This is a genomic window from Serratia sp. LS-1, from assembly GCF_003719595.1.
Lineage (GTDB): Bacteria > Pseudomonadota > Gammaproteobacteria > Enterobacterales > Enterobacteriaceae > Serratia > Serratia ureilytica.
Window position 1 is genome coordinate 4,447,958 of the sequence record NZ_CP033504.1, and the last position, 13,123, is coordinate 4,461,080.

At 56.5% G+C, this 13,123-nt stretch carries 12 protein-coding genes; 10 read left to right on the forward strand and 2 right to left on the reverse strand.

What is annotated here, in order from left to right:
- Positions 1-154: 154 nt before the first annotated feature.
- On the reverse strand, positions 155-2,023 hold the full coding sequence (gene kup, locus EDY99_RS21225; protein WP_015379467.1) for a low affinity potassium transporter Kup: 1,869 nt from the start codon (positions 2,021-2,023) through the stop codon (positions 155-157).
- Positions 2,024-2,306: 283 nt separating this feature from the next.
- Between kup and ravA the strand changes: the two genes are divergently transcribed.
- Positions 2,307-3,815 carry an ATPase RavA gene (gene ravA / locus EDY99_RS21230; RefSeq protein WP_089197564.1) on the forward strand — a complete coding sequence of 503 codons (1,509 nt, stop codon included), beginning with the start codon at positions 2,307-2,309 and terminating at the stop codon, positions 3,813-3,815.
- A 2-nt stretch (positions 3,816-3,817) separates the two neighbouring features.
- Positions 3,818-5,281: an ATPase RavA stimulator ViaA gene (gene viaA, locus EDY99_RS21235; protein WP_004933781.1), complete on the forward strand. Its 1,464-nt coding sequence runs from the start codon at positions 3,818-3,820 to the stop codon at positions 5,279-5,281.
- 6 nt (positions 5,282-5,287) lie between these two features.
- On the opposite strand, the gene asnA is transcribed toward viaA, so the two are convergent.
- The gene (gene asnA, locus EDY99_RS21240) at positions 5,288-6,280 is read right to left on the reverse strand and encodes an aspartate--ammonia ligase (protein WP_033645159.1); all 993 of its coding nucleotides are present in this window, start codon (positions 6,278-6,280) and stop codon (positions 5,288-5,290) included.
- A gap of 155 nt (positions 6,281-6,435) precedes the next feature.
- Between asnA and asnC the strand changes: the two genes are divergently transcribed.
- The 8 genes from asnC to atpF all read left to right on the forward strand — a co-directional run bounded on the left by asnC (position 6,436) and on the right by atpF (position 13,109).
- Positions 6,436-6,897, forward strand: a complete 462-nt coding sequence (gene asnC, locus EDY99_RS21245) for a transcriptional regulator AsnC (protein WP_004933786.1) — start codon at positions 6,436-6,438, stop codon at positions 6,895-6,897.
- 100 nt (positions 6,898-6,997) lie between these two features.
- Positions 6,998-7,438, forward strand: coding sequence for an FMN-binding protein MioC (gene mioC, locus EDY99_RS21250; protein WP_015379470.1), 441 nt, complete (start codon positions 6,998-7,000; stop codon positions 7,436-7,438).
- Positions 7,439-7,818: 380 nt separating this feature from the next.
- The gene (gene mnmG, locus EDY99_RS21260) at positions 7,819-9,708 is read left to right on the forward strand and encodes a tRNA uridine-5-carboxymethylaminomethyl(34) synthesis enzyme MnmG (RefSeq protein WP_033645158.1); all 1,890 of its coding nucleotides are present in this window, start codon (positions 7,819-7,821) and stop codon (positions 9,706-9,708) included.
- Positions 9,709-9,846: 138 nt separating this feature from the next.
- A complete protein-coding gene (rsmG, locus tag EDY99_RS21265) occupies positions 9,847-10,467 on the forward strand; it encodes a 16S rRNA (guanine(527)-N(7))-methyltransferase RsmG (protein ID WP_025304738.1) in 621 nt (206 codons plus the stop codon).
- Positions 10,468-11,106: 639 nt separating this feature from the next.
- Positions 11,107-11,490, forward strand: a complete 384-nt coding sequence (gene atpI, locus EDY99_RS21270) for a F0F1 ATP synthase subunit I (RefSeq protein ID WP_004933796.1) — start codon at positions 11,107-11,109, stop codon at positions 11,488-11,490.
- Positions 11,491-11,512: 22 nt separating this feature from the next.
- Complete coding sequence (gene atpB / locus EDY99_RS21275) at positions 11,513-12,292, forward strand: F0F1 ATP synthase subunit A (protein ID WP_015376132.1); 780 nt, start codon at positions 11,513-11,515, stop codon at positions 12,290-12,292.
- Between the two features lie 49 nt (positions 12,293-12,341).
- On the forward strand, positions 12,342-12,581 hold the full coding sequence (gene atpE / locus EDY99_RS21280; RefSeq protein ID WP_004093904.1) for a F0F1 ATP synthase subunit C: 240 nt from the start codon (positions 12,342-12,344) through the stop codon (positions 12,579-12,581).
- Between the two features lie 57 nt (positions 12,582-12,638).
- Entirely contained in the window at positions 12,639-13,109 is a 471-nt protein-coding gene (gene atpF / locus EDY99_RS21285) for a F0F1 ATP synthase subunit B (protein ID WP_004933804.1), read from the forward strand.
- The last annotated feature ends 14 nt before the right edge of the window (positions 13,110-13,123 follow it).

The following is a 13,123-nucleotide window of genomic DNA, read 5'->3' on the forward strand; positions in this document are numbered from 1 at the left end:
CGAAACGTTTCGCTCTCTGGAGGAGTGTAAAAAAACGGCAGGGGAAGGCAACCCGGACAATGCAGAAGTGTGATCGTCATCGAAACGTTTCGTTCGCGCACGGAGAAAGCGCAAACAAAAGGGGCTCAGCCTAGCTGAGCCCCTGTCAGGCGGGTTAGATCTCGACCTGCGTGCCGAGCTCGATGACCCGGTTCGGCGGGATTTCGAACTGATCCGGCGCGCGCAGCGCATTGCGGCTCAGAGCAACGAACAGTTTGCCGCGCAGGTAGAGGTACCATGGCCGCTTGGTGAGGATCAGCGATTCATGGGACATGAAGAACGACGTCTCCGACATGCGGCACGGCAACCCTTCCAGCCCGCAGCGGTGGAACACTTCCTCCACGTTCGGCGTTTCGCGCCAGCCGTAGCTGGCCACCACCCGCCAGAAGGTCGGCGACAGCTGCTCGATGGTCACCCGGCGCACGTTGTGCACGTAAGGCGCATCCTCGGTGCGCAGCGTCAGCAGCACCACGCGCTCATGCAGCACCTTATTGTGTTTCAGGTTATGCAACAGCGCAAAAGGAATGACATTGGTGGCGCGCGACAAGAAGACCGCGGTGCCCGGCACCCGTACCGGCGGCGATTTCTCCAGCGAGGCAATCATCGCCTCCAGCGAGTTGCCGTGCTCATGCAGACGGCGCAACAGGCGGAAACGCTCGCTCTTCCAGGTGGTCATAATGATGAACATCACCAGCGCCAGGGTCAGCGGCAGCCAGCCGCCGGAGAACAGCTTCAGGGCGTTGGCGGAGAACATCGGCACGTCGATGATCAGCAAGATGGTTACGATGCCGATCGCCAGGAAGCGGTTCCAGTGCCAGTTATTAATCGCCACCGAAGTGACCAGTATGCTGGTCAGCACCATGGTGCCGGTGACGGCGATGCCGTACGCCGCCGCCAGGTTGCTGGAGTGTTCGAAGCCGATGATCACCAGCACCACGGAGATATACAGCGTCCAGTTGATCACCGGAATGTAGATCTGGCCGGATTCCATTTCCGAGGTGTGAATGATGCGCATCGGCGACAAATACCCCAGGCGCACCGCCTGGCGAGTCAGCGAGAAGACGCCGGAAATCACCGCCTGCGAGGCGATGACCGTTGCCAGGGTTGCCAGAATCAGCAGCGGGATCAGCGCCCAGTCGGGCGCCAGCAGGAAGAATGGGTTTTTGATCGCTTCAGGGTTTTTCAGCAGCAACGCCCCCTGGCCGAAGTAGTTGAGCACCAGCGAAGGCAGCACCACGGTGAACCAAGCCAGGCGGATCGGGAACTTGCCGAAGTGCCCCATGTCGGCATACAGCGCCTCAACGCCGGTGATCGACAGCACCACCGCCCCCAGCGCGAAGAACGACACCTTCTTATATTCCATAAAGAAGTTGAGCGCCCATTTGGGATTCAGCGCCTGCAGCACTTCCGGGTTCGAAATGATGCTGCGCGCGCCCAGCACCGCCAACACGATGAACCACAACAGCATTACCGGGGCGAACAGCTTGCCGACGCTGCCGGTGCCGTGTTTTTGGATAACGAACAGCAGGGTCAGCACCAGAATCGAGAGCGGCACGATATAGGCGTCGAGCGCAGGCGCGGCGATTTCCAACCCCTCTATCGCCGACATCACCGAGATCGCCGGGGTGATCACCACCTCGCCATAGAAGAAGCTGCCGCCAATCAGGCCCAGTATCACCAGCACTGCGGTGGTGCGCGCCGAGGTATTGCGCCCGGCCAGCGACATCAGCGTCAAAATGCCGCCTTCGCCGGCGTTGTCCGCCCGCATCACGTAGGTGAGATATTTGAGGGAAACGATCACGATCAGCATCCAGAAAATCAGCGACAGGAAGCCGAAAACCACGTCTGGACGAACATCGAAGCCGTAATGGCCGGAGAAACACTCTCTCAACGTATAGAGAGGACTGGTGCCGATATCACCGTAGACCACGCCGATGGCAGCCAGGGTTACCGCCGATAGGGACTGCTTATGCTCTGCGCTCATAATTCGTTTCTTTATCAGAACATCCGTTAGCGATGCATCCGCATCAGGCAAAATACGGGCTCAAAGATCCGTCACGCCCACCAGAAAGCCGCACAGTATGCACCATTTATACGGCTTGCCTACCCTTATATCAGAGCCGAAAAATAAACAAAATGTGAACCGGATATCCGACTCAACTGAGAAAATTTTTACTAATCAATAAGCTATACCATTAAAAATAATGGTGGTTTATCATCGAATTATCGACCAAGATTGGCTAACTCTCGGACAATACGACGATTATATGACGCCATCATCCCTTCTGGCAGAACGAATTTCCCGCCTCAGCAGCGCGCTGGAGAGCGGCCTTTATGAGCGGCAAGAGGCGATCCGCCTGTGCCTGCTGGCGGCGCTGAGCGGCGAAAGCGTATTCTTGCTCGGCCCGCCCGGCATCGCCAAGAGCCTGATCGCGCGCCGGCTGAAGTTTGCCTTCCGCAACGCTCGCTCTTTTGAATACCTGATGACGCGCTTTTCCACGCCGGAAGAGGTCTTCGGCCCGCTCTCGATTCAGGCGCTGAAAGATGAAGGGCGCTATCAACGCCTGACCGCCGGCTATCTGCCAGAAGCGGAGATCGTGTTTCTGGACGAGATCTGGAAGGCCGGCCCGGCGATCCTCAACACCCTGCTGACGGCGATCAATGAACGGCGTTTTCGCAACGGCAACAGCGAAGAACCGATCCCGCTGCGCCTGCTGGTCACCGCTTCCAACGAACTGCCCGAAGCGGACAACAGCCTCGAAGCCCTGTATGACCGCATGCTGATTCGCCTGTGGCTGGACAAGGTGCAGGATAAACAGAATTTCCGCTCGCTGCTGGTCAACCGCCAGAGCGAAAGCCAAAACCCGGTGCCGGCGGCGCTGAGCGTCAGCGACGAAGAGTTTCTGCAGTGGCAGCCGCAGATCGATAAGGTGGCGCTGCCGGAAGCCTGCTTTGAGCTGATTTTCCAACTGCGCCAGCGGCTGGACGCGCTGGAACAGGCGCCGTACGTCTCCGATCGGCGCTGGAAGAAAGCCCTGCGCCTGCTGCAGGCCTGCGCCTTCTTCAGCGGGCGCGACGCCATCGCCCCGCTCGATCTGATGCTGTTGAAAGACTGCCTGTGGCACGATCTCACCTCGCTGAAGCTGCTGCAACAGCAGATCGATCAACTGCTGACCGAATCGGCCTATCAGCAGCAGTCGATGTTGATCCAACTGCAACAGATCCATACCCGCTGGATGCAGGACCAGCAGCAACAAAGCGACCGACAGGCCATCAGCCTGGTGAAAAAAGGCGGGATGTTCAGCCGCAAACCGCAATACGCGCCGGCCACGCCGTTCGCCGGCGGCACCCTTACCCTGCTGCTGCAAAAACCGCTGCAGCTGCATGACATTCAGGTCAATCATCTGAGCATCGAAAGCAGCGCGCTGGACAACTGGCTGCAAAAAGGCGGCGACGTGCGCGCCAAGCTGAACGGCATCGGCTTTGCGCAGCCGATCGACCTGGAAGTGGACGATCAACTGCACCTCACGGTGTTGGACGTCAGCCGTCAGCCGTCGCTGCTGGCGCTGCCGGGCAAACAGGCTACCGCTACGCCGCAGGCGCTGCTGGATGAAATGGACGCATTGGCCCAGCGCCTTGCGGAACAGCGCCGCGCCTTCAGCCAACATCAGCCCTGCCTGTTCACGTCCGCCGCCGGTCTGGCCAAGATCGAAGCCAGTTTGCTGCAGGTCGCGGAACAGGTTAAACAGCAACAGCAGCAAATGCGCGGCCAGTAACCATGCTCAGTCTGGAGACGCTCGATCTGCTGCTGGCGATCACCGAAGGCGAGATGATCGAGGAGATGATCGTCGGCATGCTGGCCGCGCCGCAGCTGTCGGTATTCTTTAAAAAGTTTCCGGCCCTACGGCGGGCGCTGGATCGCGATCTGCCGCGCTGGAAGCTGCAGCTAAAGGAGCGTTTGCAGGAGGCCATGGTGCCGCCGGCGTTGGCGCAGGAATTTTACCGCTACCAACAGTGCCAGCTGGAGAACAATACCCAGTTCTATCACAACCTCAACGACACGATGGAGCTGCTGCGCCAGCTGGTTTCCCCGTTTTATGAACAGGCGCGCGCGCTGGTGGACGCCGCCGATCTGCCCAATCATCCGTTGGACGACAGTTTTCAAACGCTGTTTCTGCAGCGCTGGCGCATCAGCCTGACGCTGCAGGCCACCATGCTGCACCACCAGCTGCTGGAACAAGAGCGCGAGCAGTTGATGGCGGAACTGCAGGAACGCCTGGCGCTGAGCGGCGCGCTGGAACCGCTGCTGTCGGAAAACGACACCGCCGCCGGCAGGCTGTGGGACATGAGCAAAGGCCAGCTGCAGCGCGGCGATTACCAGCGGCTGGTGGAGTACGGCAACTTTTTGCAGCAGCAGCCGGAGCTGAAAAAGCTGGCGCAACAGCTGGGCCGCAGCTATCAGGCCAAAGCGGTGCAGCAACAGGACGCGCAGCCGGAGCCGTTCAGGGTTATGGTGCAGGTGCCGGCCACGCTGCCGGAAGAAGTGAGCGGCATTCATCAAAGCGACGACATTCTGCGCCTGCTGCCGCCGGAGCTGGCGACGCTGGGGATTGAAGAGCTGGAATTCGAGTTTTATCGCCGCCTGCTGGAAAAGCGACTGCTGAGCTACCGCCTGCAGGGCGACGTCTGGCAGGAACAGATCCTGATCCGTCAGGTCACCCACCAGCAGCAGGATCAGCAGCCGCGCGGGCCGTTTATCGTCTGCGTGGACACCTCAGGATCGATGGGCGGCTTCAACGAACAGTGCGCCAAGGCGTTCTGTCTGGCGCTGCTGCGCATTGCGCTGGCGGACAACCGCCGCTGCTACATCATGCTGTTCGCCAACCAGATCGTACATTACGAACTCACCGCCGCCAGCGGCATTGAGCAGGCGGTGCGTTTTCTCGGCCAGCAGTTTCGCGGCGGCACCGATCTGGCGGCCTGCCTGAACGCCACCGTCACCAAAATGGCGGAGAGCGGCTGGTTCGATGCCGATGCGGTGATCATTTCTGATTTTATCGCCCAGCGGTTGCCGGAGGAGGTAATAAAGAAGGTGAAACAGCAGCAGCAAAGCCACCAGCAGCGTTTCCACGCGGTGGCGATGTCCGCCTACGGCAAACCCGGCATCATGCGCATCTTCGATCACATCTGGCGCTTCGATACCGGGTTGAAAAGCCGGTTGATGCGCCGCTGGCGGCGCTAGGCAGAATCAGAGCAGGCCTTCAACCGCGCCGCGCACTTCCGGTGACCACACGCCGCACTGCACCTGGCCGATATGCGACAGCTGCAACAGCAACATCACCAAACGCGACTGACCGATGCCGCCGCCGATGGTCTGCGGCATATCGCCGCGCAGCAACGACTGATGCCATTCCAGCTTCATGCGATCTTCATCGCCAGTCAGCGCCAGCTGATGTTTCAGCGCCGCGGCGTCGACGCGGATGCCCATGGAAGAAAGCTCGAAAGCGTCCTGCAGCACCGGGTTCCACACCACGATATCGCCATTCAGGCCCGCCAGGCCATCCGCCGTCGGCGTGGTCCAGTCATCATAATCCGGCGCACGCACATCGTGCGATTTGCCGTGCGACAGCTTGCCGCCGATGCCGATCAGGAACACCGCGCCCAATTCTTTGGCGATCGCCCGCTCACGCCCTTTGGCGTCCAGATCCGGATAGCGCTGCAGCAGGGTTTCGCTGTGCACGAAGTGGATCTGTTCCGGCAGGAACGGGGTCAGGCCATGCTCACGGCTGACTTCCGCTTCCGTCGCCTTGATCGCGGCGTAAATGCTGCGCACGGTACTTTTCAGATAGTCCAGACCGCGCTCACCGTCGCCCATCACCCGCTCCCAGTCCCACTGATCGACGTACACCGAGTGGATTGGCGTCAGGCGGTCTTCATCCGGGCGCAGCGCCTTCATATGGGTATACAGGCCTTCGCCGGCACCGAAATCGTAGCTGCCCAGGGTTTTGCGTTTCCATTTCGCCAGTGAGTGCACCACTTCGAAGGTGGCGTCCGGCAAAGTTTTGACTTTGACCTGCACCGCTTTCTCGCTGCCGGAGAGGTTATCCTGCGTGCCGTCGCCCAGGCGGCTAAGGATCGGGGCCTGCACTTCGATCAGACCGAGCTGCTGTTCCAGCTGGCGGGAGAAGAAGGATTTGACCTGGCTGATTTGTTGTTGTTTTTGGATAAACTGTTTTTTCATTGCCGTATCTCTTGTAAACCTGTCTCTGTTGCCATCGATTAAGCAACAAAACGATACGCCAATTCAATATCCGTTAATCAATATTGCCTTTTCACTTTTAATCGTTCATTTTTACCCGGACTGAATTCAACAATCGTTAATTAATGGGGGATTAAATGGCGGAAATTTATCAGATCGATAATCTCGATCGCGGCATCCTCAACGCCCTGATGGACAATGCGCGCACACCGTACGCCGAACTGGCGAAAAACTTCGCCGTCAGCCCCGGCACCATTCACGTGCGGGTGGAGAAGATGAAACAGGCCGGGATCATCACCGGCGCGCGTATCGACGTCAGTCCCAAACAGCTGGGCTACGACGTGTGCTGCTTTATCGGCATCATATTAAAGAGCGCCAAGGACTACCCTTCGGCACTGAAGAAGCTGGAAAGCCTGGAGGAAGTGGTGGAAGCCTATTACACCACCGGCCATTACAGCGTCTTTATTAAAGTGATGTGCCGCTCGATCGACGCGTTGCAACAGGTACTTATCAACAAGATCCAGACCATCGACGAGATCCAGTCCACCGAAACGCTGATCTCGCTGCAGAACCCCATTATGCGCACCATCGTGCCGTAACCCGTCAAATTGCATACCCACATTATCCACAGGTAGATCCCAGCCGATTCACAGCGTACAATGCAGCCACTTTGAGTGAGAAGGTTGGGATCGTTGGTTCATGGCAGACATTACTCTGATCAGTGGCAGTACGCTTGGCAGCGCCGAATACGTGGCTGAACATTTGGCTGAAAAGCTGGAAGACGCCGGCTTCTCTACCGAGATGCTGCACGGCCCTGAACTGGATGAACTGCCGTTGAACGGCCGCTGGCTGGTGGTCTCTTCCACGCACGGTGCCGGCGAACTGCCGGATAACCTTCAGCCGCTGTTGGAACAGATCGCTGAGCAGCAGCCGGATCTTTCCGAGGTGCAGTTCGGCGCCGTCGGTTTAGGCAGTTCGGAATACGACACCTTCTGCGGTGCGATCAAACAGATCGACGATCTATTGATCGCCAGAGGCGCTAAAAGGATCGGCGATCGTCTCGAGATCGACGTGACCGAGCATGAAATTCCCGAGGATCCGGCCGAGGAATGGGTAAAAAACTGGATTAATTTACTCTAATTCGCCTAAAGATCGCGCGAAAGATTGTGGATAACTAAGCTTAAAAGCAGGGTAAAAGCCGTAGTTATCCCAATAACAACCGTAGTGCGCTTTTTGTCCTGTGCATAACAAGCCTTTTAGATCCCAGCTTATCAGCGTCGGGATCACCGATCATTCACAGCAAACGATCCTCCTTAATCTGCTGATCTTCATCGTGAATAGTCACTTATCCACAGAGGATCGTGATCCTAATAAGAGATCTAATAAAGAGATCTTTAAATAAAAAAGATCTTCTTTTAATTACCGACGATCCTGACCACTTGGTCGATCGTCTAAACTTGAGTAGAATCCCCGACCCCAGGGCAAATACGATCGTTCGCAATACGGCGAGGTGCAGTTCCATGTTTTATCCAGATCAATTTGACGTCATCATCATCGGTGGTGGCCATGCAGGTACCGAGGCCGCCATGGCCGCGGCGCGCATGGGACGTCAGACTTTATTATTGACACACAATATCGACACGCTGGGACAGATGTCCTGTAACCCGGCGATTGGCGGTATTGGTAAAGGGCATCTGGTTAAGGAAATTGATGCGCTCGGCGGCTTGATGGCGACAGCGATCGACCACGCCGGCATCCAGTTTAGGATACTAAACGCCAGCAAAGGCCCAGCCGTTCGCGCCACACGCGCTCAGGCGGATCGCGTGTTGTATCGCCAGGCTATCCGTACCGCGTTGGAGAACCAGCCCAATCTGATGATCTTCCAACAGCCGGTTGAGGATCTGATCGTCGAAAACGATCGCGTCGTGGGCGCCGTCACCCAAATGGGCCTGAAATTCCGCGCCAAAGCGGTGGTATTGACCGTAGGCACCTTCCTGGACGGCAAGATCCATATCGGCCTGGAAAATTACAGCGGCGGCCGCGCCGGGGATCCGCCTTCGATCTCGCTGTCTCAGCGTTTGCGTGAACTGCCGCTGCGCGTCAACCGCTTGAAAACCGGGACACCGCCACGCATCGACGCCCGCACTATCGATTTCAGCGTACTGGCGCCGCAACACGGCGATACGCCGGTGCCGGTATTCTCGTTCCTGGGCGATGCCAGCCAGCATCCGGAACAAATGGCGTGCTATATCACCCATACCAATGAGAAAACCCATGACGTGATCCGCAATAACCTCGATCGCAGCCCGATGTATGCCGGGATCATCGAAGGGATCGGCCCACGTTACTGCCCGTCGATCGAAGACAAGGTTATGCGCTTTGCCGATCGCAACGCGCACCAGATCTTCCTCGAGCCGGAAGGCCTGACCAGCAATGAGATTTACCCTAACGGGATCTCCACCAGCCTGCCGTTCGATGTGCAGATGCAGATCGTCCGTTCGATGGAAGGAATGCAAAACGCGCGTATTATTCGCCCTGGTTATGCTATCGAGTACGATTTCTTCGATCCGCGCGACCTGAAACCGACGCTGGAAAGCAAATTCATTCAGGGGCTGTTCTTTGCCGGTCAAATCAACGGCACCACCGGGTATGAAGAAGCCGCCGCACAGGGGCTGCTGGCCGGTCTGAACGCCGGTCGCTTCGCCGCCGAGCAAGAAGGCTGGGCGCCACGTCGCGATCAGGCTTATCTCGGCGTGCTGGTGGACGACCTCAGCACCCTCGGCACCAAAGAACCGTACCGCATGTTTACCTCACGCGCCGAGTATCGTCTGATGCTGCGCGAAGACAACGCCGATCTCCGCCTGACGGAAAAAGGCCGTGAACTCGGCCTGGTGGACGACGTGCGTTGGGCGCGCTACAGCGAGAAGCTGGAGCGGATCGAACGTGAACGTCAGCGCCTGCGCGACATCTGGATGCACCCGCACGCCGAGAACGTCGAACAGGTCAATGCGTTGCTGAAAGCGCCGCTGTCACGCGAAGCAAACGGCGAAGAGCTGCTGCGCCGTCCGGAAATGGACTACGCGCAATTGACCGCCACCGAGGCCTTCGCGCCGCCGTTAGACGATGTACAAGCCGCCGAGCAGGTTGAGATCCAGGTCAAATACGAAGGCTACATCGCTCGTCAGCAGGAAGAGATCGAAAAACAGCAGCGCAACGAGAACACCGTGTTGCCGTTGGACCTCGACTACCGTCAGGTTTCGGGGTTGTCGAACGAAGTGATCGCCAAACTGAACGATCACAAACCGAACTCCATCGGCCAGGCTTCACGCATCTCCGGCATTACGCCGGCGGCGATCTCGATTTTGCTGATTTGGCTGAAAAAGCAGGGGCTGCTGCGCCGCAGCGCATAAATCCCGCATCCAGGCGGCCGTTTGCTCAACCCGTAGCCAAACGGCCGCTGACATCACCTGCGCGCTGAATTATCATAGGCGCCTCATTACGCCAGCTAACCATCCGCTGGTCGTTCAGCGCCTGCCAGAGGATCCGTTGTGCAAAAAAAATTAGACTCGCTGCTCGCGGCAGCAGGCATTGAGCTGCCCGATCAGCAGAAACAGCAGCTGCTGGGCTATGTCGGCATGCTGGATAAGTGGAACAAGGCTTATAACCTCACGTCGGTGCGCGATCCGCAGCAAATGCTGGTGCGCCACATCCTCGACAGCATCGTGGTCAACCCGCATCTGCAGGGATCGCGTTTTATCGATGTCGGCACCGGCCCCGGTTTACCGGGCATTCCGCTGGCGATCGTGCGTCCGGATGCGCATTTCACGCTGCTCGACAGCCTGGGCAAGCGCGTGCGTTTCCTGCGCCAGGTGCAGCATGAACTGGGCCTGAACAATATCGAGCCGGTTCAGAGCCGCGTTGAAGCGTTTCCGGCCGAGCCGCCGTTCGACGGCGTGATCAGCCGGGCGTTCGCTTCGCTGCAGGATATGCTGTCCTGGTGCCATCACCTGCCGGCGAAAGGGCAGGGGCGTTTTTACGCATTGAAAGGCGTGCGCCCGGATGAAGAATTGGCGCACCTGCCGGAGGGCGTTAGCCTGGAGTCTATCGTGCGGTTGCAGGTGCCTGAACTGGAAGGCGAACGCCATCTGGTGGTGCTTAAGGCAAACTGAGTTTGTTTTTGATCAAACAAGCGTGAATTAACGGTAGTACGGCGTGTAAAGGTAAGCAGGCTAATTAATTGGTCGCTTTTTTTAGTTAATTTACTTTCTATTAACACAAAAAACGCGGCTAATTAGCGACAATAGAGTAATTGCAATTAGAAATAGTCACGTTAGCAATCATGTGCGAAAGATTGGCCTTTGCTGCTAATGTTAATTGGCTGTTGGAATATTGCCCCGTTGCTTGTCAATAAAAGGTTTTCATCGGGTATACGGATTGTTTTTGAACAGTTAACTGATAATGTTTTGATTTATATAATTTTTTGATCGCTCAAATTGCTAAAGACGGTTTGATTGTCCATCGGCTATAAATCAGTGAAGGGCATTATTGTGATCGGCTTCGCGTTTCTAAACGCAACGCTGGAATAATCAGACAATTAAATGCGCCCTATTATTCCGACCGTTTTCTTGTGAAAATAGGCTGGAATAGGGAAATTTAAATAATTGTTCACCTTTTCGCTACTTATCGATTGAATTCGTTGGTATGCCCCGTATAATTTGCTCGTTTTTTGCTGCTTGACTCAGGACAGCAAAAACAGTTGTATACGTCACTCAGCATACCCCCTCTGGGGTACGGAGAGAACAAACGTCATGTCTGTGTCCCTATACAGCGGGAAAGTCGCACGCAAACTGCTGTTTTTGCAGTTAATGACTTTTGTTCTGATCAGCGTTGCTTTCTGGCTGAAAAGCCCGGAATGGAGCGCTTCGGCGTTGGCAGGCGGTCTCGCCGCCTGGTTGCCGAGTGCAATGTTTATGCTGTTTGCCTTGCGCCATCAGGCGCAAACGCCGGCGCCCGGTAGGGTTGCCTGGTCGTTCGCCATCGGCGAGGGGCTAAAGGTCGTGATCACCATCGTTTTGCTGATCGTGGCGCTGGGGGTGTTCAAGGCGGAGTTTATACCGCTTGGCCTGACCTATTTAGCGGTGTTAGTGGTGCAGATAGTGGCACCGGCCGTGATTAACAGTTACCGAACTTAACTAAATAAGGGTAAGAGGCATCATGTCTGCAGGAGAAGTCTTGACTCCACAGGAGTATATCGGTCACCACCTGACGCAGCTTCAGGTCGGGACTGGGTTCTGGTCGATCAACATCGACTCGATGTTTTTCTCCGTCGTCCTCGGGGCGCTTTTCCTGGTGATCTTCCGCAAAGTGGCCAAAAACGCCACCAGCGGCGTGCCGGGTAAACTGCAAACCGCCGTGGAGCTGGTAGTCGGTTTCGTCGACAGCAGCGTGCGCGACATGTACCACGGCAAGAGCAAGGTGATTGCGCCGCTGGCGCTGACCGTGTTCGTCTGGGTGTTCCTGATGAACCTGATGGACTTGCTGCCCATCGACTTCCTGCCTTACGTTGGCGAACACATCCTCGGCCTGCCTGCGCTGCGCGTCGTGCCTACCGCCGATGTGAACGTCACGCTGTCGATGGCGCTGGGCGTGTTTATCCTGATTCTGTTCTATAGCATCAAAATGAAAGGCGTTGGCGGGTTCGTTAAAGAGTTGACCATGCAGCCGTTCAACCACCCTGTATTCATTCCTATCAACCTGATTCTTGAAGGTGTCAGCCTGCTGTCCAAACCTGTTTCACTGGGTCTGCGACTGTTCGGCAACATGTATGCGGGTGAGTTGATCTTCATCCTGATTGCCGGCCTGTTGCCGTGGTGGTCACAGTGGGTCCTGAGCTTGCCTTGGGCTATCTTCCACATCCTGATCATTACGCTTCAAGCCTTTATTTTCATGGTTCTGACGATCGTCTATCTGTCGATGGCATCTGAAGAGCACTGATTTTCTTAAAACACTTGCACTTTTAAACTGAAACAAACTGGAGACTGTCATGGAAAACCTGAGTATGGATCTGCTGTACATGGCTGCCGCTGTGATGATGGGTTTAGCGGCAATCGGTGCTGCGATCGGTATCGGCATCCTGGGTGGTAAATTCTTGGAAGGCGCTGCTCGTCAGCCTGACCTGATTCCTCTGCTGCGTACACAGTTCTTTATCGTTATGGGTCTGGTCGACGCCATCCCGATGATCGCTGTAGGTCTGGGTCTGTACGTGATGTTCGCCGTCGCGTAAGTAGAGCAACCCTCTACGACGTAACCAAACTATTAACTTTTAAAGAGGCATTGTGCTGTGAATCTTAACGCAACAATCCTCGGCCAGGCCATCGCGTTCGTTCTGTTTGTCTGGTTCTGCATGAAGTACGTATGGCCGCCGATCATGGCTGCCATCGAGAAACGTCAGAAAGAAATCGCTGACGGCCTCGCTTCTGCAGAGCGTGCCAAAAAAGATCTGGACTTAGCGCAAGCCAATGCGACCGACCAGCTGAAAACTGCCAAAGCAGAAGCTCAGGTGATCATCGAGCAAGCGAACAAACGCAAAGCTCAGATCATGGATGAAGCGAAAGCCGAAGCCGAGCAGGAACGTAACAAAATCGTGGCGCAGGCTCAGGCTGAGATCGAAGCCGAACGTAAGCGCGCTCGTGAAGAGTTGCGTAAGCAAGTCGCGATGCTGGCAATTGCCGGCGCCGAGAAGATCATCGAACGTTCCGTGGATGAAGCTGCTAACAGCGACATCGTTGATAAACTGGTCGCTGAACTGTAAGGAGGGAGGGGCTG

Coding starts and splice junctions, on each gene's coding strand:
- atpE (WP_004093904.1), top strand. CDS start 12,342: ATGGAAAACCTGAGTATGGATCTGCTGTACATGGCTGCCGCTGTGATG.
- atpB (WP_015376132.1), top strand. CDS start 11,513: ATGTCTGCAGGAGAAGTCTTGACTCCACAGGAGTATATCGGTCACCAC.
- ravA (WP_089197564.1), top strand. CDS start 2,307: ATGACGCCATCATCCCTTCTGGCAGAACGAATTTCCCGCCTCAGCAGC.
- viaA (WP_004933781.1), top strand. CDS start 3,818: ATGCTCAGTCTGGAGACGCTCGATCTGCTGCTGGCGATCACCGAAGGC.
- asnA (WP_033645159.1), bottom strand. CDS start 6,280: ATGAAAAAACAGTTTATCCAAAAACAACAACAAATCAGCCAGGTCAAA.
- kup (WP_015379467.1), bottom strand. CDS start 2,023: ATGAGCGCAGAGCATAAGCAGTCCCTATCGGCGGTAACCCTGGCTGCC.
- mioC (WP_015379470.1), top strand. CDS start 6,998: ATGGCAGACATTACTCTGATCAGTGGCAGTACGCTTGGCAGCGCCGAA.
- mnmG (WP_033645158.1), top strand. CDS start 7,819: ATGTTTTATCCAGATCAATTTGACGTCATCATCATCGGTGGTGGCCAT.
- asnC (WP_004933786.1), top strand. CDS start 6,436: ATGGCGGAAATTTATCAGATCGATAATCTCGATCGCGGCATCCTCAAC.
- atpI (WP_004933796.1), top strand. CDS start 11,107: ATGTCTGTGTCCCTATACAGCGGGAAAGTCGCACGCAAACTGCTGTTT.